This window comes from Streptomyces sp. NPDC002701 (assembly GCF_042889045.1).
Classification (GTDB): domain Bacteria; phylum Actinomycetota; class Actinomycetes; order Streptomycetales; family Streptomycetaceae; genus Streptomyces.
Genome location: NZ_JBIAQL010000027.1, coordinates 1 through 26,048 on the forward strand (window position 1 = coordinate 1; position 26,048 = coordinate 26,048).

Below are 26,048 nucleotides of genomic sequence, written 5' to 3' on the forward strand. Positions count from 1 at the left end.
GGCGCCCCCCGGGGGGGGGGCGGGGGGCGCCCCGGGGGGGGGGGTTTGCCCCCCCCCCCCCCCCCCGGGGGGGGGGGCCGCCCCGGGGGGCCCCGGGGGGCCCCCCCACCTCCCTGCGCGACCGGACCGGGCCGTGGAGGCCGTCCCGCCGTACACGCGAGTGCGGCGACGGCCTCCACGGCCCGGTCCGCTTCGGTTCGACTGAAGAAGTCGTGTCCGACGGGTTGCCGAGCAGTTGATTCATTACTTAAATCAACACCTGAACTAAGCGTCGACGCAAGGGTTCCGGGTTTTCACAGACCTCTCGGGCTGCACCGCGGGGTCCCTGTACCGCGCGCTCGCACAGCCCCATCCCCCCTCCACACCCGCACGGAGTCAACGTATGAGACTCAGATCCCTGGGGATCGCGCTCGCCACAGCGGCGGCGCTCGTGACCCTCCCCTCCCACCTGCCGGCCGCCGCGGCCGAGGCACCGCTCTCGCAAGGCAGAACCGCCACGTCCTCCTCCGACGAGAACGCCGCGACCTCCGCCGCCGGCGCCGTCGACGGCGACAGCGCGACCCGGTGGTCCTCGGGGCGTACCGACGCCCAGTGGCTCCAGGTCGACCTGGGGACCTCCGCCACCCTCAGCAGGGTCGTCCTCAACTGGGAGGCGGCCTACGGCAAGGCGTACAAGATCCAGGTGTCCGACAACGGCAGCTCCTGGACCGACGTCAGGTCCGTCACCGGCGGCGACGGCGGCACCGACACGCTCGACATCTCGGGCCAGGGCCGTTACGTCCGTTTGCAGGGCGTCACCCGCGCCACCGAATACGGCTACTCCCTCTGGGAGTTCCAGGTCTTCGGCACCTCCGGTACGAGCAACCCCCCGGCCGGTGACTGCTCGACCGCCAACGCGGCCCGGGGCAAACCGGCCACCGCCTCCTCCACGGAGAACGCCGGCACGCCCGCCGCGAGCGCCTTCGACGGCGACACGGGCACCCGCTGGTCCAGCCAGGCGTCCGACCCCCAGTGGGTACGCGTGGACCTCGGCTCGGTCCAGGACATCTGCAAGGTCGACCTCAACTGGGAGGCCGCCCACGGCAAGGACTTCACCATCCAGGCGTCCGGCAACGGCCAGGACTGGACGACCCTGAAGTCCGTCACGAACGGCACCGGCGGCACGGCGTCCTACGACGTCAGCGGTTCCGGCCGCTACGTACGCGTCCACGGGACCGCCCGCGCCACCGCCTACGGCTACTCCCTGTGGGAGGTCGCCGTGCACACCGGCACCGGTGGCAGCAATCCTCCCGTCGAGGGCGGCGGCGACCTCGGTCCCAACGTCATCGTCGTGGACCCGAACACCCCGAACCTGCAGGGGAAGTTCGACCAGGTCTTCGCTCAGCAGGAGTCCGCGCAGTTCGGCTCGGGCCGCTACCAGTTCCTGATGAAGCCGGGCACGTACAACGGGATCAACGCCCAGCTGGGCTTCTACACCTCGATCTCCGGACTCGGTCTCAACCCCGACGACGTGAAGATCAACGGTGACATCACCGTCGACGCCGGCTGGTTCAACGGCAACGCGACGCAGAACTTCTGGCGTTCGGCGGAGAACCTGGCGATCAAGCCCGTCAACGGGACGAACCGCTGGGCGGTCGCGCAGGCCGCTCCGTTCCGCCGTATCCATGTCGAGGGCGGTCTCAACCTCGCGCCCGCGGGCTACGGCTGGGCCTCCGGCGGCTACATCGCCGACTCGAAGATCGACGGCACGGTCGGTCCGTACTCGCAGCAGCAGTGGTACACCCGGGACAGCTCGGTCGGCGGCTGGACCAACGGCGTGTGGAACATGACGTTCTCCGGTGTGCAGGGCGCCCCGGCGACGAACTTCGACACCGGCCCGTACACCACGCTGGACACCACGCCGATCAGCCGGGAGAAGCCGTTCCTCTACCTGGACGGCAACGACTACAAGGTGTTCGTGCCCGGCAAGCGCACCAACAGCCGTAACGTGTCCTGGCCCGCCAACGCCGGCGGCACCTCGCTCCCGCTGAGCCAGTTCTACGTCGTCAAGCCCGGCGCGACCGCCGCGACCATCAACGCCGCGCTGGCGCAGGGCCTCAACCTCCTGTTCACACCCGGGGTCTACCACCTCGACCAGACGATCAACGTGAACCGCGCCAACACCGTCGTCCTCGGGCTGGGTCTCGCCACGATCATTCCCGACAACGGCGTGGACGCCATGCACGTGGGTGATGTGGACGGCGTCAAGCTGGCCGGCTTCCTCATCGACGCCGGTGCCGCCAAGTCCGACACCCTGCTCCAGGTCGGGGCACCCGGCTCCTCGGCGGACCACGCCGCCAACCCGACCACCGTGCAGGACGTGTTCATCCGGATCGGCGGGGCCGGTCCCGGCCTGGCCACCCACTCGATGGTCGTCAACAGCGACGACGTCATCGTCGACCACACCTGGATCTGGCGGGCCGACCACGGCGAAGGCGTCGGCTGGGAGACCAACCGCGCCGACTACGGACTGGAGGTGAACGGCGACGACGTCCTCGCCACGGGCCTGTTCGTCGAACACTTCAACAAGTACGACGTGGTGTGGAGCGGCGAACGCGGCCGGACGATCTTCTTCCAGAACGAGAAGGCGTACGACGTGCCCAACGCCGCCGCCGTCACCCACGACGGCATCGTCGGGTACGCCGCCTACAAGGTCGCCGACAGCGTCAACACCCATGAAGCCTGGGGCCTGGGCAGTTACTGCAACTTCACCACCGACTCGACGATCGTCCAGCACCACGGCTTCCAGGTGCCGGTCAAGTCGGGCGTCAAGCTGCACAGCATCCAGGTCGTCTCCCTCGGCGGAAAGGGGCAGTACGCGCACGTCGTCAACAACACGGGCGCGCCCACCTCGGGATCGGACACCATCCCCTCGAAGATCACGAGCTTCCCGTGACCGTCCGTCCTGCCGGTCACTGACCGGATGGACAACCGGTTGAACCGCTGAGCAGCACCTGTGGCCCGCCCTCCCGGCGGGCCACAGGCACGTGTGCCGGGCCGGGTGAAAGGGGAGATCAGCCACGGTTTATCATCTGAGCACCGCCTAGCTCGAAAGATAAACCTGTGACTGTCAACGACGACTCGTTCACCAACTGGAAGAACCGCGAGGAGATCGCGGAGTCGATGATCCCGATCATCGGGAAGCTGCACCGCGAGCGGGACGTCACGGTCCTGCTGCACAGCCGCTCCTTGGTGAACAAGTCGGTGGTCAGCATCCTCAAGACCCACCGGTTCGCCCGGCAGATCGCCGGCGCGGAACTCTCGGTCACCGAGACCCTGCCCTACCTGCGGGCTCTGACCACGCTCGACCTCGGCCCCGCCCAGATCGACATCGGGATGCTCGCCGCCACCCACCGCGCCGACGACCGCGGCCTCTCGGTCGAGGACTTCACCGCCGAGGCCGTCGCCGGCGCCACCGGCGCCGGCCGGGCCGAGAGGCGCGAGGGACGCGACGTCGTCCTGTACGGCTTCGGCCGCATCGGCCGCCTCGTCGCCCGCCTGCTCATCGAGAAGGCGGGCTCCGGGAACGGACTGCGCCTGCGCGCCGTCGTCGTCCGACAGGGCGGTGAACAGGACATCGTCAAGCGGGCCTCGCTGCTGCGCCGCGACTCCATCCACGGCCAGTTCCAGGGCACGATCACCGTCGACGAGGCGAACAGCACGATCGTCGCCAACGGCAACGTGATCAAGGTGATCTACGCGGACGACCCGTCGGAGGTCGACTACACGGCGTACGGCATCAAGGACGCCGTCCTGATCGACAACACGGGACGGTGGCGCGACCGCGCGGGCCTGTCGCAGCACCTGCGGCCCGGCATCGACAAGGTCGTGCTGACCGCGCCGGGCAAGGCCGACGTCCCCAACATCGTGCACGGCGTCAACCACGACACGATCAAACCGGACGAGCGGATCCTGTCCTGCGCGTCCTGCACCACGAACGCGATCGTCCCGCCGCTGAAGGCGATGGCGGACGAGTACGGCGTCCTGCGCGGGCACGTGGAGACCGTCCACTCGTTCACCAACGACCAGAACCTGCTGGACAATTACCACAAGGCGGACCGTCGCGGTCGTTCGGCGCCGCTCAACATGGTGATCACCGAGACGGGCGCGGCCTCCGCCGTGGCCAAGGCGCTGCCCGACCTGGAGGCGCCCATCACCGGCAGCTCGATCCGCGTCCCGGTACCGGACGTGTCCATCGCGATCCTCAGTCTGCGGCTCGGGCGCGAGACCACCCGCGAGGAGGTCCTGGACCATCTGCGCGAGGTGTCGCTGACGTCCCCGCTGAAGCGGCAGATCGACTTCACCACCGCTCCCGACGCGGTCTCCAGCGACTTCATCGGTTCGCGCCACGCCTCGATCGTCGACGCCGGGGCCACCAAGGTCGACGGCGACAACGCGATCCTCTACCTCTGGTACGACAACGAGTTCGGCTACTCCTGCCAGGTCGTCCGGGTCGTCCAGCACGTGACCGGGGTCGAGTACCCGACATACCCGGCGCCCGCTGCCTGAGCGGAGCGGCACCACCACGAAGGACGCGCGCCCCGGCTGCCGGGGTGCGCGTCCTTCGTGGTGCCCGGGGCCGGTGCCAGGTCTCGGCGGAGCCCGGTAAGGGATCGGAACGTGGTGGACATTGCTGGGTATGGACGGGGACGAACGGGGTCTACGGCGAGACCGAACGGATCGTCTGGCTCGGGGACCACAGGGCCGGAACTCCCCTGCACCTGCCCTGATCCGTCCGCCGTCCCGGACTTCCGGTCCGGGACGGCGTGCTCGGCGGACCCGGACTTCGAGTGGCGGCCGCAAACCCGGGGCGCGAGGATGCCTTCGCGGGAGCCCGACGATCACGATCCGCCCCGGCCGCATGGACCGCCGGGATACGGACACCCGCCGACGACGCCCGGGGCCGCGTCCCCGCCGACCATGCCCGCCGACACCGAGGAGCCCACATGTCCAAGCCGCCGCTTCCGCCCGAGGCCGTCGAACTGCTGAAACGCCCGAACGCGGCGGTCATCGCGACCGTGCGCTCGGACGGCGCGCCCGTGTCCACGCCCACCTGGTACCTGTGGGAGGACGACCGGGTACTGATCAGCATGGACGTGGGCCGCGTCCGGCTGAAGCACCTGCGCCGCGACCCGCGGGTGACCCTCACCGTGCTCGACGGTGAGGACTGGTACACCCATGTCACCCTCCTGGGCCAGGCCACCGACATGGCGGACGACGAGAACCTGGCCGACATCGACCGCATCTCCCGGCACTACACCGGCGAGCCCTACCCGAACCGGGAGCGCCCCCGGGTCAGCGCCTGGATCGACATCGAGCGGTGGCACGGCTGGGGCGCGCTGAAGGACAACAGCCAGTCCGGCTGAGACACGACGCCGCGCGTCACCTCCCCGCGCGCCGCCACCCCGGAGGTGTCCCGGGCCCGCTGAATACCACGGGTCCGGCCCCGACGTCCCGCAAGGACGCGGGGAACTGCGCCACCGGTCCGGCCCCGGCGTCCCTGGGGGCGCGGGGAACTGCGCGCCCGGCCACGGCCGCCCGTCACCGTTCGGACGCGCCCCGGACACCCCGGACGGGGCGACGCGCCCCGGACACCCCGGACGGGTCCGCCGCGCGGAACGCACGGCGCCCGACCCCCCGCTCAGGAGACGGTCGCCCGCTCCCGCGGCGGGATCCAGCGCAGGTGGACGGTCTGCCCGGGCTCCTCGGCCCGCAGCAGGGAGAGCCGCGGCCGCACGGCATCCGTGCGCGCGCTCGGCGGCCTGCGGGCGCCCGCCCGGTACGGGAGCGGCCACTGCTCCGCGGCGTCCCGGTACTCCTGCTCGGCCGCCGCGTGCAGGGTCCAGTGCGGATCGTGGAGATGGGCGCGGCCCAGGGCGCACAGGTCGGCGCGGCCCGCCAGCAGGATCGAGTTCACGTCGTCGTACGACGCGATGGCCCCGACCGCGATGACGGCCGTGCCGGTGGCCGCGGCGGCCTCGTGGCGGATCCGGTCCGCGAACGGCGTCTGGTAGGAGCGGCCGTACGCGGGTCGCTCGTCCCTGGTGACCTGCCCGGAGGAGACGTCGATGGCGTCGGCCCCGTGGGCGATAAAGGCGCGGGCGATCTCCACGGCGTCGTGCTCGGTGTTGCCGTCCGGGACCCAGTCGGTCGCGGAGATCCGCACGATCACCGGCCGCCCGGCCGGCCAGACGGCGCGGACGGCGTCGAAGACCTCCAGCGGGAACCGCAGCCGGTTGCCCAGCGGACCGCCGTACTCGTCGGTGCGGTGGTTCGCCGCCGGTGAGAGGAACGAGGACAGCAGGTAGCCGTGCGCGCAGTGGAGTTCGAGCAGGTCGAAACCGGCCTCGGCGCCACGGCGGGCGGCGGCGACGAAGTCCGCGACCAGCCCGTCCAGGCCGGCCCGGTCCAGCTCGCGCGGGACGGCGGACCCGGGCCCGTAGGGCAGCGGCGAGGGGCCGACGGTCCCCCAGTTGCCGTCCGGCAGCGGTTCGTCCATGCCCTCCCACATCAGCCGGGTGGAGCCCTTGCGGCCGGAGTGGCCGAGCTGGAGGCCGATGCGGGCGCCGCTGCGCTCATGGACGAAGGACACGATCCGCTGCCACGCGTCGCGCTGCCCGTCGGTCCACAGTCCCGTGCAGCCGGGTGTGATGCGGCCCTCGGGCGAGACGCAGACCATCTCCGTCATCACCAGTCCGGCGCCCCCCATGGCCTTCGAGCCGAGATGGACGAGGTGGAAGTCGCCGGGTACGCCGTCGACGGCCGAGTACATGTCCATCGGGGAGACGACGACGCGGTTCTTCAGCTCCAGCTCCCCGAGCCGGAACGGCTGGAACATCGCCGGTGCGACCCCGGGCAGCCCCTGGGCTGCCGCGAAGGCCGCGTCGACCCGGTCGGCGAACTCCTGGTCACGGGTGCGGAGGTTGTCGTACGTGATGCGGCGGGACCGGGTGAGCAGGTTGAAGCAGAACTGGGTCGGCTCCTGGTGGGCGTACATGCCGATGTTCTCGAACCATTCGAGCGACGCCTGGGCGGCCCGCTGCGTGGACTCGACCACGGGGCGCCTCTCCGCCTCGTAGGCGCTCAACGCGTCCTCGACGGACGGGTGTTCGTGCAGACAGGCGGCGAGGGCGAGGGAGTCCTCCATCGCCAGTTTGGTGCCCGATCCGATCGAGAAGTGCGCGGTGTGCGCGGCATCGCCGACGAGGACGAGGTTGCCGTGGTGCCAGCGCTCGTTGCGTACGGTCGTGAAGCCGAGCCACTTGGAGTTGTTGGCGAACACCCGGTGCCCCGCGAGTTCCTCGGCGAAGAGAGCGCGGATCCGCTGCACGGCCCGCTCGTCGGAGGTGCCCGGCGGGAAGTCGGTGCCCTCGGTGGCGTCGAAGCCGGCCCGGCGCCAGACGTCCTCGTGCATCTCGACGATGAAGGTGGAGCCGGTCGCGGAGTAGGGGTAGCCGTGCACCTGCATGGTGCCCCACCGCGTCTGCCTGACGAAGAACTGGAACGCCTCGAAGACCCGGTCCGTGCCCAGCCACATGTACTTGTTGTGCCGTCGGTCCAGCGTGGGACGGAAGACGTCCGCGTGGGTTGCCCGCACCCCGGAGTTGACGCCGTCCGCCCCCACCACGAGGTCGTACGAGGCACGCAGGGTGTCGGTGCCGGGGGCGGGCGTGGAGAAGTGGACCGTCACTCCGAGGCCGTGGCAGCGGCGTTGCAGCAGTCGGAGCAGTTCCCTGCGGCCCATCGCGGCGAAGCCCTGGCCGCCGACGGTGTGGGTCCGCCCCCGGTAGTGGATGTCGATGTCGGTCCAGCGGGCGAAGCGGCGCGCCATGGCCTCGGCGAACTCGCCGTCCGCGTTCTCGATGCCGCCGAGCGTCTCGTCGGAGAACACCACGCCGAAGCCGAAGGTGTCGTCGGGGGCGTCGCGTTCCCACACGGTGATCTCGTGGGCCGGGTCGAGCTGCTTCAGGAGGGCGGCGAGGTAGAGGCCGCCGGGGCCGCCGCCGACGATCGCGATCTTCACGGGGTTCCTCTCAGTGCTCGACGGCGGGCGTGGCGGCCTGCTCGTCCTCCATGACGGTGTTCCCGGCGGCCGCGCGGAGCGCGAAGCGCTGCAGTTTGCCGCTGGCGTTGCGTGGCAGGGAGTCGCGGAACCGCACGTCGCGCGGGTACTTGTAGGGTGCGATGACCTGCTTGACGTGGTCCTGTATCTCCCTGGCCTTGGCGGCGTCGCCGGTCACCCCGTCCCGCAGGACGACGAAGGCGCAGACGACCTCGCCGCGTTCGGCGTCGCCGCGGCCGACGACGGCGCACTCCAGGACGTCGGGGTGGGTGTCGATGGCTGCCTCGACCTCGGGTCCGCCGATGTTGTAGCCCGAGGAGACGATCATGTTGTCGCCCCGGGCGTGGTAGTGGAAGTAGCCGTCCTCGTCGCGGTGGAAGACGTCGCCGGTGACGTTCCAGCCGCCCACGACGTAGTCCTGCTGCCGCTCGTCGTCGAGGTAGCGGCAGCCGACGGGGCCGATGACGCCCAGCCTGCCCGGCTCGCCCGGGCCGAGTTCCGTGCCGTCGGGGCCGAGGACGGTGGCGCGGAAGCCCGGCACCGGCTTCCCGGTGGCGCCGGGCCGGATGTCGTCACCGGCCGCGGAGATGAAGATGTGCAGCAGTTCGGTGGCGCCGATCCCGTCGACGACCCTCAGCCCGATCCTGTCCCGCAGCTGCTGCCAGGTGCCGACGGGTATGTGTTCGCCGGCCGAGACCCCCACGCGCAGTCCGGCGAGCCGCTGTTCGCACCCTTCCCGCAGGATCGCCTTGTAGGCCGTGGGCGCCGTGGCGAGCACGGTGACGCCCTGCCGCTCGACGAGGTCCGCCATCGCCGGCGGGGTCGCGGCCTCGGTGAGAAGTGCGCAGGCCCCGGCCCGCAGCGGGAAGACGACGAGCATGCCGAGGCCGAAGGTGAAGGCGAAGGGCGCGCTGCAGGCGACCAGGTCGTCCGGGCGCAGGCGCAGCACATGGCGTCCGAAGGTGTCGTCGATGGACAGGATGTCCCGGTGGAAGTGCATGGTGATCTTGGGTGCGCCGGTACTGCCCGACGTCGGGGCCAGGAGGGCCACGTCGTCGCCCGCGGTGTCCACGGCGGTGAACTCGCCGGACTTCGCCGTGGCGCGGGCCACCAGGTCGCCCGGTCCGGTGCCGCCGGACTCGACGACCTTCAGCGACGGCAGGACGGTGTCCCGTACGGTGTGGACGTCCTCGGCGCACCGGTGGTCGACCAGGGCGAGGGCGGGCAGGGTGCGTTCGGCGACCGGTGCGATCTCGCCGGCGCGCAGCGCGGCCATGACGGTGACGACGACTCCCCCGGCCTTCAGCACGCCCAGCCAGCTCGCCACCGTCCAGGGCGTGTTGGGTGAGCGCAGCATCACCCGCTGCCCCGGGACCAGGCCCAGGTCCTCGGTGAGCACCTGGGCGACCTGGTTGCTCCGCCTCCGCAGGTCCCCGTAGGTCCACGTCTCGCCGGCCGGCGTGCGCAGCGCGGGCCGGCCGGCCCCGTACGCCGCCGCGGGGCGGTCGATGAGCTCGGTGGCGGCGTTGAGCCGCTCGGGGTGGCGCAGCTCCGGGGTGGTGAACTCGATCGTCGGCCACAGGTGCGCGGGCGGCAGGTGGTCGCGGGTGAAGGTGTCGCGGTGCGCCGAGACCGCGGGAGGGTGCGAGGGGGAACGGGAGGGCGGGAGGGGCGGCGGAAGAGTCAACGGAGGTGTCCTTCCGGGAGCCGCGGGCGGTGGGCGGCGGTTCAGGCGGGGCGGATCATGCCCTCCTGGACGACGGTGGCGAGGTGCCGGTGGTCGCGGGTGAAGAACCGGCCGGTGCCGAGGCCGCGGCCCGCGTCGGCGGCGACCGCCTCCTGGACGTAGAGGAGCCAGTCCTCGACGGGCCCCGGGCGGTGGAACCACATGGCGTGGTCGAGGCTGGCGGTGACGAGGCCGGGGTCGGCCCAGGCCAGACCGAGGACCCGCAGAACGGGTTCGAGGATGGTGTAGTCGCAGACGTACGCCAGCGCGGCGAGGTCCCGCTGGGCGTCGGTCAGCCCTTCGACGGTGCGCAGCGCGTCGAAGGGCCGGACCCAGACCGCCTGGTGCGGTGCCCGTCTGCCCTCGACGGTCAGGTAGACCGGGCCGGGCACGTGCCGCATGTCGAAGCTCCGGCCGGCCGACCAGTACGCCTTCGACTCCTCGGTCATCGAACCGCCGTCGCGCCCCCGCAGGTACGCCGCCGAGCCGGGGAGGTCCTCGGGGTCCGGGACGACCTCGGTGAACTCGGCGTGGAAGGTGCCGCCGGGCTCACCCGCGGCGAAGTTGGCCAGGCACACGTAGAGCGGTCTGCCGTTCTGGTGGCCGCGTACCTGCCGGGTGCTGTAGCCGCGGCCGTCGCGCAGTACCTCCACCTCGTAGCGCACCGGTGCCCCGATGTCGGCGGGGCGCAGGAAGTAACTGTGCATGGAGTGCAGCGTCTTGGCGTCGGTCACCGACCGCATCGCCGCGGCGGCGGCCGCGGCCACCAGGTCGCCGCCGTACGCCTTGGGCCAGGGGCAGGGCTGGGTGACGGCGGTGAAGGCGAGGTCGAAGTGCTCGGCCGGGGCGGGGGTCAGGGTGACGGCCTCGGTGAAGTACGCGGAGGTGGGCGGTGTCCCGCCCGGGGCCGGGCCGGGCCGCGGCGTCATCGGTCGAGCCAGTCGCGCAGGTCGGCGTCGGGGACGTCGGTCATGTTGACGACGATGTTCTCCGGGGTCCTGGTGGTCATCCACGTCAGCGGCTCGGTGCGGGAGAGGTTGCACTCGATGTGCGGCATGAACGGCGGGACGAAGACCCAGTCGCCCTCCGACATGTCGACGTAGTCCGCGAACTCCTCGCCGAAGTAGATGCGCGCCCGCCCCGACAGGACATAGCCGCCGGTCTCGGCCTCGCCGTGGTGGTGGGTGACCGAGCGGTAGCCGGGGTCGTTGCTGACCTTGCCGAACCACAGCTTCGTGGCGGGTGTGTGCTGGATGCTGACGCCCGAGATCCGGACGGCGCCCCCCGAGTCGGCGGTGTTCCCGCTCTCCGATCCGGCGCGCGTGACCACGGGGGCGACGATCCCGCTGGGCAGGCGGTACATCGAGGCGTCGCCCTCCAGGCGGTACTTGCTGAGGTCGGGCTCCATGGGGGCTGGCTCCGTTCCGGCCGGATGGCGGCGCCGTGTGCGGTTCCCGTCAGTGGTATCTCGTTTTTTTCACGACCGTCATTTATTGTCAATACACGTGCCCAGTCGAACCGGAGGCCCCGTGACTCCCATCGCCGTGAACCCGGGCGCTCTGCCGGCGCCCCGTGGCTACTCGCACGGAACGCTCGCGGGGAACACGCTCCATCTCGGCGGGCAGACCGCTCTCGACGCCGACATGAAGATCGTGCCCGGCGGGATCGTCGAGCAGTTCCGCCAGGCGTTCGGCAACGTCCTGACGACACTGCGCGAAGTGGGCGGCGAACCGCGGGACCTGGTCAGCGTGACGCTGTACCTCACCGACATCCCCGACTACCAGGCGCACGGCAGGGAGATCGGCGCGGTGTGGCGGGAACTCGCCGGGCCCGTCTACCCGGCGATGGCCGGCATCGGCTGCACCGCCCTGTGGCAGCCCGAGGCGATGATCGAGATCCTGGGTGTGGCCGTCGTCCCCGAGGAACGGCTGGTCCTGCCGCGACGGTGAGCCCCAAGGCCGTTCCGCGGAGAGCGCGTTGTTACCGTTCACCGATGTCTGACTCTTCACGCGACACCGCGGCGGGCGCCGGCTGGGGCTCGACGGAACGCGGCGCCTACCAGCAGTTGATGCCGCGACGGACCGAACAGCTGTCGTGGGTCGATCCGAGGACCCTGTGGCCGGCCCGCAACGGCGTGCTGGCCTCGCTGTTCGGGGATCCGACGAGCCGGACCCGCGGCCGCTGGGTGGAACAGCGGACCGCCGCCGGGGCGCCGCCCGACAAGGTGGTCAGGCACGACGCTCCGGACCGCTTCTCCTTCATGGTCGTCGGGGACACCGGCGAGGGCGACGATCCCCAATACGCCGTCGTGCCGGGCTTCCTGAAAGTCGGTCAGGACACGCAGTTCACCGTGCTCGCCAGCGACGTGATCTACCCGGTCGGCAGCACCGACGACTACGGCCCGAAGTTCTTCCGCCCGTACCGGGACTATCAGGCGCCGATCTACGCGATACCCGGCAACCACGACTGGTACGAGGACCTCGAAGGGTTCATGCGCGTCTTCTGCGACGCCCCGCCCCTCGCGCCGCCGCCCGCGCCCCGCCGGCTGTCGCGCGCCTGGTGGCGGTCGCTGCTGTGGCACCGACCGGGCACAGCCGACGCGCAACTGTTCGCCGAGGCACGGCAGTTGCGCTCGGCCCCCGCCCAACAGGCTGTCCAGCCCGGCCCGTACTGGGCGATCGACGCCGGTCCGGTGCGGATCATAGGCATCGACACCGGTCTGCTGGGGACGGTGGACGCCGAGCAGGGCCGGTGGCTGCGCGAGGTCTCCAGGACGGACACTCCCAAGATCCTCGTCACCGGTTCGCCCCTGTACGTGGACGCCGAGCACCACCCCTGCCGCATCGAGGGCGGCGGGACGGTCGACGAGATCGTGCGCGATCCGGACCATCACTACGTGGCCGTGATAGGCGGCGACATCCACAACTACCAGCGCTACCCGGTGACGGTGGACGGCCGCACGATCCAGTACGTGGTCGCCGGCGGCGGCGGGGCCTTCATGCACTCCACCCACACCATGCCCCGGGTCTCGGTCGCCGGTGTCACCGAGAAGGACTTCCGCTGCTACCCGCTGCGCGGTGACTCGCTGGCCTTCTACAGCAGGCTCTACGGGCGCCGGTTGCGCATGCGGCGGTTCTTCACCCTCACCGAGGACCAGGCGACCGCCGTCGTCTCGAAACGGCTCGGAGTGCCACCGACCCGCGCCCGGGTGCGGGACACCCCCGTCACCCTGCGCACCCGCCTGGTCGCGAGCCTGCTGGGGGCCGGCGGCCGCCCCGACCGCACGTCCCGCCTGCGCCTGCCGGTGCGCAAGGCGTACACCCGGCTCTTCTCGCCGGGTTCGGCCACGTACAGTCCGCCGTTCTTCAAGTGCTTCCTGCGCCTGGACGTCTCCCCCGAGTCGGTCCGGCTGCGCTGCTTCTCGGCGACGGGGAACCTCGCGCAGGAGCTCGATCCCCCCGTCGAGGACGAGGTGGTCATCCCCCTGCGGTGACACGGGACGGCTCCCGCCGATCCGCCGTCCCTCAGTTCGGTGACCTCGGGACGGGGTCATTCCGGGCCCCCGCGTCTATTCTGGGGTCGCATGGAGGGGGCAGCGGGCAGCAGGGCGACCGGTGAAGTGCGGGAATCCAGCGCGTCGTTCGGCCCCCTCGTCGTCGCGTCGCCGATCCTGCGGGCCGCGCACGTCGAACTGCCCGAGGAGAGCCCCGACCCGGTCCTGCTCCCGTCGATCACCCTGCTGGACCGGGCGGCGTCCCACGGCGGCGACCCGGAACGGCTGCCGCTGCCCTCGGGACGGCTGCTCGCGGGGCAGTACCGGCTGATCCGGCCCCTGGGCTACGGCGGCATGGGCGAGGTCCACCTCGCGCTCGACACCAAGGTCGACAACCGCGAGGTCGCCATCAAGATCCTCCACCCGCAGCAGGCCGCGGCCTCCGCGGGGGCGCTGGCCCAGGAGCGGCGGGCCATGGTCGACCTCAGTCACGGCGACATCATCCGCGTGTTCAACTACGGCCACCATCCCGGGGTCGGCGACTTCCTCGTCCTGCAGTACGTGGACGGCCTCACCCTCGAAGAGGTGCGCGCGCGGGTCCAGGTGAACCCGGACGAGTTCGGCGGCGGCCGCTTCCACGAGTTCGTCCTCGCCTACGGCGTGCGGATCCTGGCCGCGCTCGGACATCTGCACGCCGGCCGGCCCGGCCGGGTCTACGGCGACCTCAAGCCGGACAACGTGATGCACGACGGCACCTCCACGAAGATCATCGATGTGGGGAGCGTCCGCTCGGCCGGGCTGCCCGGTCACACCACGGAGGGCTTCCGCGCACCGACGGTCGGCCCGAACGGTGAATCCACCGGCCAGGACGACCTGTACAGCCTCGGGGAGACCCTGCGCCGGCTCAGCGGCCTCGGGCGCTCGCCCGACGACCTGGCGGAACTGGGCCGCCTGGACATGATCAGCGGGCCGGAGTCACCGGGCGGGTCCGCCACGGCCACCGGGGATCCCGGGACCTCCGGCGCTCCCGGGGTTCCCCCCATGACGGCGCCCGCGCCCCGCGGACTCGGTCTGGTGTCCCTCGCCCGGGTACTGCACCGCGCCACCCGCGGCGAGCAGGCCGAGCGGTTCGCCACCGCCCGGGAGATGGAGGAGCAACTGCGGGGCGTGTTCCGGGAGTTGCGGTCACTGCGGACCGGCGTCGAGACCTTCGAGCCGTCACCGCTGTTCTTCCAGTCGCCGTACGCGCTCGACGCCGCCCTCGGTTCCGCGCCGCCCCTCACCCGGTGGGCCGCGCCGGACGCCCCCGCCCCCTACGCGCCGCCGTCACCCGCCGAGGTCGCCCAGCGGCTGCCCGTACCGCGGCCCGATCCGTACGACCTCCACCACGCCGAGCTGAGCAGGCTGGCCGACGCCGCCCCCGAGGCGCTGCTGCAGCACACCGGGGACTGGCGCGACTCCCCCGAGGTCCATCTGCTGCGCTGTCGCCTCCGGTTGCGCAGCGCCGGGCGCGGGACCGAGGCCGCCGAACGTGAACTGCGGTCGGCGAAGGACCTGATCGGGTCCGAGCGCGCGCCCCACGACTGGCGGCTCGGCTGGCACCGCGGGCTGCTCGCGCTCGGACGTGACCAGGTCGCGTCGGCCCGGCGCCACTTCGACCTGGTGTTCGCGGCGATCCCCGGCGAGTACGCGCCGAAGCTGGCGCTCGGCTACTGCGCCGAGCGCCTCGGCCGCTGGCAGGAGGCGCTGACGTTCTACGAGGCGGTGCGGCTGCGCAACCCCTCGCTGGGCAGCGCGGCGTTCGGCGCGGCGCGGGCGCGGCTCGCGCTGGGCGGGGAGCAGGTGTGGGACGACGCCGTACGGGCCCTGGACGCGGTGCCGCAGCACTCACGGCACCGGACCGCCGCGCGGACGGCCGCCGTACGCGTCGGTGTCGAGCACGTGTGCACCGCCGAGCGCCCGGACGAGGTGGCCGACCGGCTCCGCGAGGTGCTGGCGCGCCTCGCACGGCTGTTCCACGCGCACGGGCTGACGGACGAACAGGCCCGGGTCCGTATGACGGCGGAGGTGTGGGAGGCGGTACGGGGTGCCCTCGCCCGGGGTGCGATCGGCGCGGGCGGCCTCGCCGGACTGGCGGCGGGCGCCGACCCCCGGCTGGGCCTGCCGTCCGACGAGCCGGGGCTGCGCAGGGAGCTCTCGCGTCTCTATCTCACCCTCGCGCACCAGGCCGCCCGGTCCGCCGCCGCCGAGGACGGGGCCGTCGCCGAGATCCTGCTGGACCGCGCCTACGCGGTCCGTCCGCTCACCTTCCGACACCACCGGGACAGCCCATGGCTGGGAAAGCGGGTGACGACCTGGCTGCGGACGATCGCCCACACACCGTCGCAGGGGCGACAAGAAGGACGAGGGACACGGGGGACCCAGGAGACACAGGGCAAGAGCGGCCGGACGGCCCAGGAGTGACCGGCGCGGCACGGCACGGGGGTACGCCCCGGGGCGCGGACGGCGGGGGCGCGCCGCCCGCCCGTCTGCGCCGCACGGTGCGGGGAGCGGTGGCCGTCGCCGCCGAACTGGCCCGCCGGTTCTGGCGCTACGCGTGGCCGTCGACCACGGGCCGCCGCAACCGCGCGTACCTGCGGGAACGACTCGTCGCGCTGCCGCTGCTCACCGTGCTGGCGTTCGGCGCCTTCGGCTGGGCGTACGCGGACGTGCGCGACGACTCGGCGCAGCTGCGGGACCGGCTGGCTCCCGCCCTGGTCGGGCTGGCACACGCCAAGGCGTCCCTGTTCATCGCGCAGGGCGAGGCCGAGGAGAACCTCGACGAGGCGGGAGCGGCCGAACTGGGCGGCCTCAGCGAGCGCTACCGCACCCGGGTGGCGCGGGCGACCCAGAGCCTCAACCAGGTCACCCGCAGCGGGGCGCTGACCGTGGCCGAGGAACAGGAGCTGCGGGTGGTGTCCGCGCTGGTCGTCGACTACACGGGGTGGATCGGCCGGGCCCAGGGCCACGCGGACGACGCCGTCCTGCGGGACGCGGAGCTCACCTACGCGCGCAGCATGCTCTGTTCGGCGCCGGTGGCCATCGCGGACCGCCAGGACCGCTACCCGCCGTGTCCGCCGACGACCGGTTCCGCCGCGACCTCGATCGTCGACCGGATCGCTGGTCTCGAACGTCAGTTGCGGGACCGGCTGGCGGACCGGGCCGCGTGGGGCGGGGGCGTCCTCGCCGCCGCGGCGATCGCCGGCCTCGCCCTCGTACTGCTCGCCGTGGGCCTGTGGCGGACGGTGCTGTTCCTGCGCCGCCGCTTCCGGATCCGGCTCAGCATCCCGCTGGCGGCGGCCGCTCTGCCGCTGCTCGCCGTGCCGTTCCTGACCGCCGACGCGGTGCTGGCGCAGCACGCCCAGGCCGCGTCCGTCCCCCTGGCCACCTCGCTCGCGGAGCGGACCTCACCGGAGACGGAGACGATCGCCGAGGAGCGCCCCTTCGACGGCCCCGATCCACGGTCCGTCGAGGTCCTGGAGTCCCGCATCGACGCGACACTGTCGGACGGGCGGCTCGCCTTCCTGGACGGGGCCGCCCCCTTCGTCCTGCCCGCGGGTCTGGCCGGTGCCGCGCTCGTCGGCGGCGCCCTGCACGCGTACCGCCGCGAGTACCTCGTGGTCGCCCGCCCCGGGGCCGTCGCATGACCCGCCGCGCGGGCCGGCCGGGGCCCGGTCGTCCGGCCGGTCGCGCGACCCGTCTCGTACGCGTGCTGCTCGCCGCGTGCCTGCTCGCGCTGGTCCCGGGCTGCACGTCGGACGACCCGGACCCGCTCGTCGTCCTCGGGCCGTGGACCGGCCCGGAGGGCGAGGCATTCGAGGCGGCGCTCCAGCGGCTCGACGACGGGACCGGCCGGACGTACACCTACGAGGGCACCCGCTCACTGCGCGAGACCCTCGTCTCACAGCTGGAGGCGGACACTCCGCCGGACGTGGCGGTCCTCAACAGCATCGGCGAACTCACCGAGTACGCCCGCCGCGGCGACCTCAGGCCGATCGCCGAGCGGACCACGGAACGCGCCTTCCTCCCCTGGGCGCCGACCCTGCTGGTGGACGGCAGGCGCCGCACCTACTGGGTACCGCTGAAGGTCGACCTGAAGAGTCTGGTGTGGAGCAAGGAGGGCGTGCCGAGCGACGACCCGACCTGGTGCGTGGGGCTCGCCTCGCAGGCCACCTCGGGCTGGCCCGGTACGGACTGGGTCGAGGACATCCTCCTCCACCAGGCGGGTCCCGCCCGCTACGAGGAGTGGGCCACGAGCCGGCTCAGCTGGCTCGACCCGGACGTCGTGCGGGCCTGGACGACCTGGGCGCGGCTGCTGGCCGGCCGCCCGGACAGGTCCGTCGAGCGGTCCCTGACCACGTCGTACGAGGGCACGGCCGGGCCGTCCGGCCCCCGCGGGCTGCTGAACTCCCCCGGCTTCGACTGCACCCACGAGCACCAGAGCGCGTTCATCCGGTACGTGTACGCGGGCGACGACATCCGCGTGGAGCCGTCGGCGCGGTTCCTGGACGGCCGGGCCGAGTTCCGCGACGCGTTCGAGGTCTCCGGTGACATGGCCGCCGTCTTCAGTGACGACCCGGCGGCGCAGGAACTGGTCGAGCGGCTGTCGAGCCCGGCCGGGCGGGAGCGGTGGCGGGCCGAGGCGGACCCCGCGGTGCGCCCGCTCTTCCCGAACGCGACGGGGCTGCCGCCCACGGAGCCCGCGAACGCCACCGAGCAGGAGATCGACGCCCTGCTCAACTCCACGGCCCGGACCCTGTGCTTCGACGCCTCGGACGTGATGCCGCCCGAACTGCGGGACGCCTTCCACCGGGCGGTGCTGGAGTTCTTCCGCGATCCCGCGGAGAAGCATCTCGTCTCGCTGCTGCGGCAGTTGGAGACCATCCGGGCCCAGGTGGACGACGAGTCGGACGACAGCCGGTCCTTTCGGCTGCCCGAGGACATCTGCGCCGGTCCCGGCGGCTGAGCCGGCCCGGACCGTTCCTGGCCGGCTCCGGTGCGAAGGAGCCGGCCAAGAAGCCTGATCCGGGTCAGGAGCCGGGGCACTCCTTCCAGGCCAGGTGGTAGACGGTGCTGATGTCACCGTCCGTCGAGTCCATGGTCATGAAGCTGGTGCTGCTGGGAGCCGAGGTGCCCGCGTTGACCCGCAGCTCGGTGTTGATGTTGAAGTTCCGCTGCACACCGCAGGGTGCCCAGACCAGTTGGGCCCACTCCGTCGAGTCCGTGGCCTGCCAGTTGTCGTTGTAGGGGCCCTTGAAGGGGTGGGTGATGGCGACCGTGTTCGGCGAGCCCTGGAAGTAGTACGACGCCTTCTCGGTGCTGGACGCCCCCGCCTGGAGCGAGGCGAAGCCGCGGTAGTCGGCGCTGGCGATGGCGTACGTGAAGCCTCCCGGCACGGCGACGGTCAGGTTGAGCTGGCAGTTCCTGCGGAACGCGGTGGGATCGGAGGTGCCTCCGACCTGGGCGAGGTAGTCGCTGTACGTCACCGTGAAGGCGGTGTTGTCAGGGGAGACGGCGACGGCGGCGGTGCCCTGGGGACAGCCGGAGCCGTTCACCGTGGCGACCTTGATGACGATCTTGTCCGGGGGCGGGTCGACGATGCCCGTCGACGGGTCGTGCGCGGGGAGTGCGGTGGCGAACAGAGCGGCGACCGCGCCACTCAGAAACAGCCCACCAGTCATGGTGCTCCCATCCGTTGCGTAGGTGTTCCGGCGGCGGGCAGCTCGCCCCGCCGCGAAATGGGGGGTGCGGCTCTCTCAGGTGCACGGCGTCACGGGCTGCACGCCGTGCGAGAGGAGCCGTCGCGGACCTGGTGCGGGAACAGCGGTCATGGAACGAGATGCGTCATGCACATGTCAATCAATCAACTACACGTGCACGGGAACCCGGCCCCTGTGAAGGAGCTGTGAAGGCCGGGAGCGATCGCATCGTATGCAGCGGCGCCCGGTTCGGCCAGGTCGAACTCCGGCCATTCGCCGCGCCACGTCCGGCGGGCGGGCGGACCAGGCCCCGGGTCAGCCCTCGAACTCCGTCAGGTCGATCGCGTACAGCCGCAGGTCGTGCCCGTGCACCGGGTCCTGCGTGGCGCCCTCCGCCTGCATGCCGAGCTTGTCCAGCACGTTCGCGGACGCGGTGTCACCCGGGCGGGCGGCGGCCACGACCCGGTCGATGCCGCGGTCCTGGAGGGCGAACTCCAGCGCGGCGTGGGCGGCCTCCGACGCGTACCCCTGGCCCCAGTAGACCCTGCCGAGCCGCCAGCTGATCGCGATGCGGTCCGCGAGGTCGGGCGGCGAGCCGGCGACATACAGTCCGACCGCTCCGGCGAGCTCCCCGGAGCCGAGCAGCTCGACGGCGAAGATCCCGAACCCCTCCTCGTCCCACTCCTCCTCCCACGCCTCGATGTCCTCGGCGGTCTCCTCCAGGGAACGCGGCCGCCCGTCACCGATCCACTGCATCACGGTCGGGTCGGCCTGGATCTCGGAAAGCGGCACGAGGTCGTCGTCCTGCCAGCGGCGCAGCAGAAGACGGGGGGTACGGATGTCGTTCATCCCCCCATCCTGTCGGCAGAACCCACCAGCACGAAATCCACCCTGTGGCCGCGACGCGTACGAGCGGGCTTCTGGGCGGTGAGCCGGTGCCGGTGCCCGGGTCTCACGGTTTGCGGGCGACTCCGCACAGGGCGATCACGTCACCGGAGGGACGGGCGGCCCCCGGTTCGGGACGCCAGTCGTCGAGGGGGACGACGCCCGGATCGACCAGTTCCAGGCCGTCGAAGAAGCCGGCCAGCTGCTGCGGGCTGCGCAGCCGGTACGGGGCCGCACCGCTCTCGTTGTAGAGGCGGGTGGCCTCCACGTTGGCCTTGTTGGTGTCCACGCTGTCGTTGAACGCGAGGTAGCTGCCGGAGGGCAGTGCCGCCATCAGGGCCCCGACGATGCGCCGCGCCTCGTCGTAGTCGGCTATGTGTCCGCTGACCTGCATCAGTGTCAGCGCGACGGGCTGTGTGAGGTCCAGCGTTCTCGACGCTTCCCGCAGCACGGTCGCGGGGTCGTGCAGATCGGCGTCGACATAGGCGGTCGCCCCTTCGGGAGTACTGGTGAGCAGCACCCGGGCATGGGCCAGGACCAGGGGGTCGTTGTCGACGTATACGACGTGGGCCTCGGGTGCCACGCCCTGCGCGATCTCATGGGTGTTGTGGGCCGTCGGCAGTCCGGTGCCGATGTCGAGGAACTGCCGGATCCCGGCCTCCGCGGCCAGGTGGCGCACGGCGCGGCCGAGGAAGGCCCGCGAGCCGCGGGCGAGATCGGTGATGCCGGGAAACACCTCGCGGAACGCGTCGCCGGCCTCCTGGTCGACGGAGTAGTTGTCCTTGCCGCCGAGCCAGTAGTTCCAGATGCGGGCCGAGTGCGGCACGGTCGAGTCGACCTTCGCCGGCACCGCTCTCTCCGGGGCGGACGGGTGCTGCGTCACCGGCAACCTCCATACGGGAAACGATCGTCGGCCCGGCACGACGACCGGGCCCGGACCACAACTTAGGACCATCGACCGCCCGGCAGCGATGAGACCGAGGCACGGTCCGAACGATTCGAGCCGGTCGCGGCGCCGGCCGCGCGGGACGGTCCATTCCGGCGGACTGCGGGATACTGGGTCCATGCGGTCACGGAGCTGGACCTGTGCCGCCGCCGGTCTGCTGGTGGTGGCGGCGGTCGGCTGCACCGGGGGCGGCGACGCCGACCGCCCGGAACCACCGGCCACGACCCGGGCCACGAGCAGCGCACCCGCCAGGACTCCTCCGCCCACCGCGGCGCCGGCCGACCCCGTGTCGATCCCCGCCCTGATCGAGCGCGACCACCACGGCTCGGACCTGCGCCTCGGCGACGTCCTGGCCCGTACGAGCGCCTACACCCGGTACGCGGTGACGTACGAGACCGGCGGGCTGACCGTCTCCGGGATCATGAACGTCCCCGAGGGCAAGGGGCCCTTCCCCGCCCTGGTGCTGGCGCACGGCTACATCGACCCCGCCGTCTACACCTCGGGGCGCGGTCTGGCACGGGAGCAGGACCTGCTGGCCCGCAACGGCTATGTGGTCCTGCACACCGACTACCGCAACCACGCGGGCTCCGACGACGACCCCGACAACGACGTGAACCTGCGTCTCGGCTACACCGAGGACACCATCGGCGCCGTGCTGGCGCTGCGCGGGTCGGGGCGCCCGGAGATCGACGGCGACCGGATCGGCCTGCTGGGGAGGTCGATGGGCGGCGGCGTCGTCTACAACACGCTGGTCGTGGCGCCCGGTCTGGTCGACGCGGCGGTGGTCTTCGCCCCGGTGAGTTCGCGGCCGGACGAGAACATCGACCATTTCCAGCGTGACGGGGACGACCCGGTCGTCGCGAGGATCGACGCCGAGCACGGCACCCCGGAGGAGAACCCGAAGTTCTGGCGGGAAGTCGCCCCCGTCACCTACGTGGACCGGGCGAGCGAGCCGCTGCTGATCCACCACGGCACCGCCGACGACACCTGCCCCCTCACCTGGTCGGAGCGGACCGCCGCCGCGTTCGAGGCGGCGGGCAAGGACGTCGAGCTCGTGAAGTGGCGTGGTGAGGGGCACACGTTCGGACCGCGGTGGCCGGCCTCGATGGACCGGACGATGGCGTTCTTCGAGCGGCATCTGCGCTGACCCGCCGCCGGACGAACTCAATGAACGTAATGATCAAGCCATGGGATTTCGTCCCGGCTCTCCTTAGCATCGGCCCGCGCGACGGTGCGCCGCCGAGGAGAAGGAGAACACGCCATGGCCAGGACGAGGTCGAGTACACCGGGGATCCGGGGCGGGTCCGGATTCCTGCGGCGCCGCCGTGCGGCGGTGGCCGCGGGCATCGCAGGGATGGTCCTGGGCACCCTCTCCGGCCCCGCTTCCGCCTCCGCGACGACGACCGGCGGACCGGCGGCCGTGGAGTGCCCGGCGGGCCTCGTCGGGAAGGCCACCTGCTACACCGGCCAGGACGTCGACGGCGCCCACTACGCGCTGGCCGTCCCTGAGAGCTGGAACGGATCCCTCGTCGTGCACGCACACGGCGGGCCCGACCTCACGGCCGCGTCCGACCCGGAGCGCAGCACCGGTGACCTGGAGCGCTGGTCGGTGATGGTGGAGGAGGGCTACGCCTGGGCGGGCTCGTCGTACCGCCGCGGCGGGTACGGGACCCGGATGGGCGCCGCCGACACGGAGAGCGTGCGCCGGGTGTTCGTCGAGGAGTTCGGCGAGCCGAAGCGGACCTATGTGCACGGCCAGTCCTGGGGCGGCGACGTCGCGGCCAAGGTCGTGGAGACGTACGGCGCGGGGAAGCACGGCCCGTACGACGGCGCCCTGCTCACCAACGGGGTCCTGGGCGGTGGTTCGCGCGGCTACGACTACCGGGTGGACCTGCGCGTGGTCTACCAGTACTACTGCCGGAACCATCCCCGTCCCACCGAGCCCCGGTACCCGCTGTGGGAGGGACTGCGGGCGTCCTCGACCATGACGTCCGCCGGGCTCGGCGCCCGCCTTCAGGAGTGCACGGGGTTCGAGTCCGCGCCGCAGGACCGGACCGCCCTGCAGCAGCGCAACCTGGACGACATCCTCGCCGTCACCGGGGTGCCCGAACGCACCCTGGAGTCGCATCTGCGGTTCGCGACGTTCACCTTCCGCGACATCGTGCACAACCGGCTGGGCGGGCGCAATCCGTTCGGCAACCGGGGCGTGCGGTACTCCGGGTCCCACGACGACCGGGCGCTCAACGCGGGCGTCGAGCGGTTCTCCGCCGATCCGACCGCCGTACGCGACCTGTCGTACGACAGCGACCTCACGGGCAAGGTCGCGATTCCCGTGCTCACGCTCCACGCGATCGACGATCCGACGGCGTTCGTCGAGCACGAGTCGGCCTACCGGGACAGCCTGCGGGGCGCCGGCCGGGACCGGCACCTCGTGCAGACCTTCACCCGGGAGAGCGAGCACAGCGGACTGAGCGACGCCGAGTACGCCACCTCGATCGCCGCGCTCGACACGTGGGTGCGCACCGGCAGGAAGCCCACCCCGCAGTCGGTCGCGGCGTCCTGCCCGGCCTTCGACACCACCTACGGCACAGGCTGCTTCTACGCCCCGGACTTCCGCCCCGCGTCCTACGCCTCCAAGGTCAACCCCCGCCCGGGCGGCCTGCGCTGGCCGGCGATGACCGCCACCCAGGAAACGGCCTGGAGCCACATCCCCAACGCAGGCATCACCCCCTGACCCGAACATTCCAGCCGGGGCCACGAAAAACTGCCCGCCCTAAAGGGGCGCGAGGAACGGCGCGCCCAGCCCCAACCGACCCGCACCCGACGAACCCCCGCACCCCCACGCCCCTGAAGGGGCGCGGGGAACTGCGCGCTCAACCACAACCAACCGGCACCCGAAGAACCTCCCGCACCCCATGCTCCTCGGGGGCGCGGGGAACGGCGCGACCAGCCCCATCCCACCCGCACCCCAACAACAACCTCACCTCAGGAGCCGCCGGAAGGCAGAGGTTCCCCAAGCCCCTCCAACCACTCCCGCCACCCCAAAGCCCGCGGAGCGATCCCCGCCGCCATGCCCCGCCCCTCCCACCCCACCACCGCACGAATCCCGTGCAGGGCGTTCACCAGCCACACCTCACGCCCCGCCAACTGGTCCAGCGTCCGCTCCCTGCGGGCCACCTCGATCCCACCGCGCACCGCGTGCTCCTGGACGAGCCCCGCCGTCACACCGGCCAGGACGGGCAGCCGCGCCGGCGGCAGACACAGCGTGTCGTCCTCCCACCACAGCAGACTGGCGGTCGCCGCCTCCAGCACCGCCCCGGACGGAGCGATCAGCACCGCCTCCTCCGCGCCCTGCCCGGCCGCCCGCCGCCGGACCCGGGCCAGGGCGTCCAGGTCCGGCCCCTTGCGCCGCGGCACGGTACGCGGATCGGGCTGGCCCGCCGCCCACACCCGTATCCCGGGGACGAGCGGCGGGGCGTGCCGCAGGAGCACCCTGAGCTGGAGGGAGCCGGCCACCAGCTCGACGCGCGGGAACCAGGACCCGGTACGGGGCAGCGCGGCCGTCATGTCCCGCCAGAACTCGTCGAGTTGAGGGAGAGAGGGCCCTCCGCAGTCTCCGCAGGCCCGGAAGAACCGTTCGCGGTGCCGGTCGAGGCCGCGCACCTGTCCGTCCCTGACCAGCCAGGAGTCCGCGACCAGCAGCTGGGTGTCGGCCGCGAGCCCCGCGATCAGGCCGCGTCCCGGTACCCACGCCAACAGCCCTTCTGCGGTTGCCGGTTGTGTCATCAAAGAATCTCTCCTCTTCTCAGTACACCCGGGAGTACGTCCGCCGAAGCCGGTGGATTCATCCGCCGCCCCGACCGGTGTCCCGACCGCCACTCCGACCGGTGTCCCGACCGCCACTCCGACCGGTGTCCCGACCGCCACTCCGGCCGGTGTCCCGGCCGGTGTCCTGACAGGTCTCCCCACCGGTGCCCCGCCCCGCCCTCCGGCGCCGGTCAGGGCCGCCGCGGCGGCGCCGTGCTGTCGCGCACCACGAGGCGCGTGGGCACGAGCGTGGTCCCGTGCTCCGGGGTGTCCTGGCCCATCTGCCGCAGCACGCCCTCGACGCAGCGCCGCCCCACCTCGGCGAAGTCCTGGTGGACGGTGGTCAGGGGCGGCAGGAAGGAGCCGGCCTCGGGGATGTCGTCGAAGCCGATGACGCTGACGTCGTCGGGCACGTACCGGCCCCGCTCGTGCAGCGCCCGCAGCAGGCCGAGCGCCATCTGGTCGTTGGCCGCGAACACCGCGGTGCAGTCGGGCCGTCCGGCGAGTTCGAGGCCCGCCCGGTAGCCGGACTCGGCCGACCAGTCGCCGCGGACCAGTGGCGGCGTCGTGCGGCCCGCCCCGGTGAGCTCGGCCCGCCAGGCGTCGGCCCGGCGCTGCGCCGCGAAGGACTCCTCCGGACCCGCCAGGTGCCAGACGGTGTCATGGCCGAGGCCGAGCAGGTACCGCACGGCGTCGCGGCTGCCGCCGGCCTGGTCGGTGTCGACCACGGTGTAGCGGTCGCCGGCGTCCGAGTCGGCCACCACGACCTTGATGTGCGGCGGCAGCGAGAGGGTCACCGCGTCGAGCAGGTGCACCTCCAGGATGACGATGACGGCGTCGACGGCCAGCTCCCCCAGCCGGGAGAACGCGCCCCGCACCTCGTCCTGGGTGGGCACGGCGACGGGCAGGAGCGTCACGGCGTAGCCCTCGTGCGCCGCGGAGGTCGCGATCGCCTCCAGGGTGCGGACGTTACCGGTGGTGGAAAGTCCGAAAGTGATCACACCTATGGTGCGGAACTCGCCACGCTTGAGCGCCCTGGCGGCACTGTTGGGCCGATAACCCAACTCGCGCATGGCCGCGAGCACTTGCTGCCGCGTCTCCTCGTTCACGCCCGCGTAACCGTTGGAGACGCGCGAGACGGTCTGGGAGGAGACCCCGGCCAGCCGGGCGACGTCCGCCATGGACGCGCTCTGCGTCCTGCGGGACACCCGCTTCCTGGTACCCCCCACCACCTGCGGTCTGCTCGCCGAGGCGTCGTCCGTCGTGTCCACCCGTCTCCCTCGCCGTGTCGAACCGCAGTTTCCTCAAATGACCCTTGACCACCGTCAAGGGGGCAGTGTAGACATGCCGCC

19 protein-coding genes are annotated in these 26,048 nt (G+C 72.1%); 10 read left to right on the forward strand and 9 right to left on the reverse strand.

Annotated features, from left to right (window positions below; genetic code table 11):
- Positions 1 to 382 precede the first annotated feature (382 nt).
- The 3 genes from ACFYXC_RS36730 (at position 383) to ACFYXC_RS36740 (ending at position 5,405) form a co-directional block, all read left to right on the forward strand.
- The gene (locus ACFYXC_RS36730) at positions 383 to 2,935 is read left to right on the forward strand and encodes a discoidin domain-containing protein (protein WP_389556918.1); all 2,553 of its coding nucleotides are present in this window, start codon (positions 383 to 385) and stop codon (positions 2,933 to 2,935) included.
- 167 nt (positions 2,936 to 3,102) lie between these two features.
- Entirely contained in the window at positions 3,103 to 4,548 is a 1,446-nt protein-coding gene (locus ACFYXC_RS36735; protein WP_389556920.1) for a glyceraldehyde-3-phosphate dehydrogenase, read from the forward strand.
- 437 nt (positions 4,549 to 4,985) lie between these two features.
- Positions 4,986 to 5,405 carry a PPOX class F420-dependent oxidoreductase gene (locus ACFYXC_RS36740; protein WP_389556921.1) on the forward strand — a complete coding sequence of 140 codons (420 nt, stop codon included), beginning with the start codon at positions 4,986 to 4,988 and terminating at the stop codon, positions 5,403 to 5,405.
- 275 nt (positions 5,406 to 5,680) lie between these two features.
- Here the strand turns inward: ACFYXC_RS36740 and ACFYXC_RS36745 are convergent, their stop codons facing one another.
- Genes ACFYXC_RS36745 through ACFYXC_RS36760 form a run of 4 tightly spaced genes read right to left on the reverse strand, consistent with a single transcriptional unit; the run spans position 5,681 to position 11,235 of the window.
- Positions 5,681 to 8,062 (reverse strand): bifunctional salicylyl-CoA 5-hydroxylase/oxidoreductase, encoded by a 2,382-nt coding sequence (locus ACFYXC_RS36745; RefSeq protein ID WP_389556923.1) that lies wholly within the window; start codon positions 8,060 to 8,062, stop codon positions 5,681 to 5,683.
- Between the two features lie 10 nt (positions 8,063 to 8,072).
- Positions 8,073 to 9,788 (reverse strand): AMP-binding protein, encoded by a 1,716-nt coding sequence (locus ACFYXC_RS36750; RefSeq protein WP_389556924.1) that lies wholly within the window; start codon positions 9,786 to 9,788, stop codon positions 8,073 to 8,075.
- Positions 9,789 to 9,829: 41 nt separating this feature from the next.
- Positions 9,830 to 10,756, reverse strand: coding sequence for an acyl-CoA thioesterase (locus tag ACFYXC_RS36755; protein WP_389556925.1), 927 nt, complete (start codon positions 10,754 to 10,756; stop codon positions 9,830 to 9,832).
- Positions 10,753 to 11,235, reverse strand: coding sequence for a cupin domain-containing protein (locus tag ACFYXC_RS36760; RefSeq protein ID WP_389556926.1), 483 nt, complete (start codon positions 11,233 to 11,235; stop codon positions 10,753 to 10,755). The genes ACFYXC_RS36755 and ACFYXC_RS36760 overlap by 4 nt, the downstream gene beginning before the upstream one ends.
- A 121-nt stretch (positions 11,236 to 11,356) precedes the next feature.
- On the opposite strand from ACFYXC_RS36760, the gene ACFYXC_RS36765 reads away from it, so the two are divergent.
- The 5 genes from ACFYXC_RS36765 to ACFYXC_RS36785 all read left to right on the forward strand — a co-directional run bounded on the left by ACFYXC_RS36765 (position 11,357) and on the right by ACFYXC_RS36785 (position 18,325).
- Positions 11,357 to 11,776, forward strand: a complete 420-nt coding sequence (locus ACFYXC_RS36765) for a RidA family protein (RefSeq protein ID WP_388906614.1) — start codon at positions 11,357 to 11,359, stop codon at positions 11,774 to 11,776.
- 44 nt (positions 11,777 to 11,820) lie between these two features.
- On the forward strand, positions 11,821 to 13,320 hold the full coding sequence (locus tag ACFYXC_RS36770; RefSeq protein WP_389556927.1) for a metallophosphoesterase family protein: 1,500 nt from the start codon (positions 11,821 to 11,823) through the stop codon (positions 13,318 to 13,320).
- Positions 13,321 to 13,410: 90 nt separating this feature from the next.
- A complete protein-coding gene (locus tag ACFYXC_RS36775; RefSeq protein ID WP_389556929.1) occupies positions 13,411 to 15,783 on the forward strand; it encodes a tetratricopeptide repeat protein in 2,373 nt (790 codons plus the stop codon).
- Entirely contained in the window at positions 15,780 to 17,006 is a 1,227-nt protein-coding gene (locus ACFYXC_RS36780) for a hypothetical protein (protein WP_389556930.1), read from the forward strand. The genes ACFYXC_RS36775 and ACFYXC_RS36780 overlap by 4 nt, the downstream gene beginning before the upstream one ends.
- Positions 17,003 to 18,325, forward strand: coding sequence for an alpha-glucoside ABC transporter substrate-binding protein (locus ACFYXC_RS36785; protein ID WP_389556932.1), 1,323 nt, complete (start codon positions 17,003 to 17,005; stop codon positions 18,323 to 18,325). The genes ACFYXC_RS36780 and ACFYXC_RS36785 overlap by 4 nt, the downstream gene beginning before the upstream one ends.
- A 64-nt stretch (positions 18,326 to 18,389) precedes the next feature.
- On the opposite strand, the gene ACFYXC_RS36790 is transcribed toward ACFYXC_RS36785, so the two are convergent.
- The 3 genes from ACFYXC_RS36790 to ACFYXC_RS36800 all read right to left on the reverse strand — a co-directional run bounded on the left by ACFYXC_RS36790 (position 18,390) and on the right by ACFYXC_RS36800 (position 20,826).
- Positions 18,390 to 19,040, reverse strand: a complete 651-nt coding sequence (locus ACFYXC_RS36790) for a DUF4360 domain-containing protein (protein WP_389556934.1) — start codon at positions 19,038 to 19,040, stop codon at positions 18,390 to 18,392.
- A gap of 333 nt (positions 19,041 to 19,373) precedes the next feature.
- Entirely contained in the window at positions 19,374 to 19,907 is a 534-nt protein-coding gene (locus ACFYXC_RS36795; protein ID WP_389556935.1) for a GNAT family N-acetyltransferase, read from the reverse strand.
- A gap of 103 nt (positions 19,908 to 20,010) precedes the next feature.
- Positions 20,011 to 20,826 carry an SAM-dependent methyltransferase gene (locus ACFYXC_RS36800; protein ID WP_389556937.1) on the reverse strand — a complete coding sequence of 272 codons (816 nt, stop codon included), beginning with the start codon at positions 20,824 to 20,826 and terminating at the stop codon, positions 20,011 to 20,013.
- Between the two features lie 181 nt (positions 20,827 to 21,007).
- On the opposite strand from ACFYXC_RS36800, the gene ACFYXC_RS36805 reads away from it, so the two are divergent.
- Positions 21,008 to 22,036 carry an alpha/beta hydrolase family protein gene (locus tag ACFYXC_RS36805; RefSeq protein WP_389556939.1) on the forward strand — a complete coding sequence of 343 codons (1,029 nt, stop codon included), beginning with the start codon at positions 21,008 to 21,010 and terminating at the stop codon, positions 22,034 to 22,036.
- Between the two features lie 114 nt (positions 22,037 to 22,150).
- Positions 22,151 to 23,623 (forward strand): hypothetical protein, encoded by a 1,473-nt coding sequence (locus ACFYXC_RS36810; protein WP_389556941.1) that lies wholly within the window; start codon positions 22,151 to 22,153, stop codon positions 23,621 to 23,623.
- 251 nt (positions 23,624 to 23,874) lie between these two features.
- Here ACFYXC_RS36810 and ACFYXC_RS36815 read toward each other — a convergent pair whose 3' ends face one another.
- The gene (locus ACFYXC_RS36815) at positions 23,875 to 24,675 is read right to left on the reverse strand and encodes an aminotransferase class IV (RefSeq protein ID WP_389556943.1); all 801 of its coding nucleotides are present in this window, start codon (positions 24,673 to 24,675) and stop codon (positions 23,875 to 23,877) included.
- Positions 24,676 to 24,887: 212 nt separating this feature from the next.
- Entirely contained in the window at positions 24,888 to 25,967 is a 1,080-nt protein-coding gene (locus ACFYXC_RS36820) for a LacI family DNA-binding transcriptional regulator (RefSeq protein ID WP_389556944.1), read from the reverse strand.
- Positions 25,968 to 26,048 lie beyond the last annotated feature (81 nt).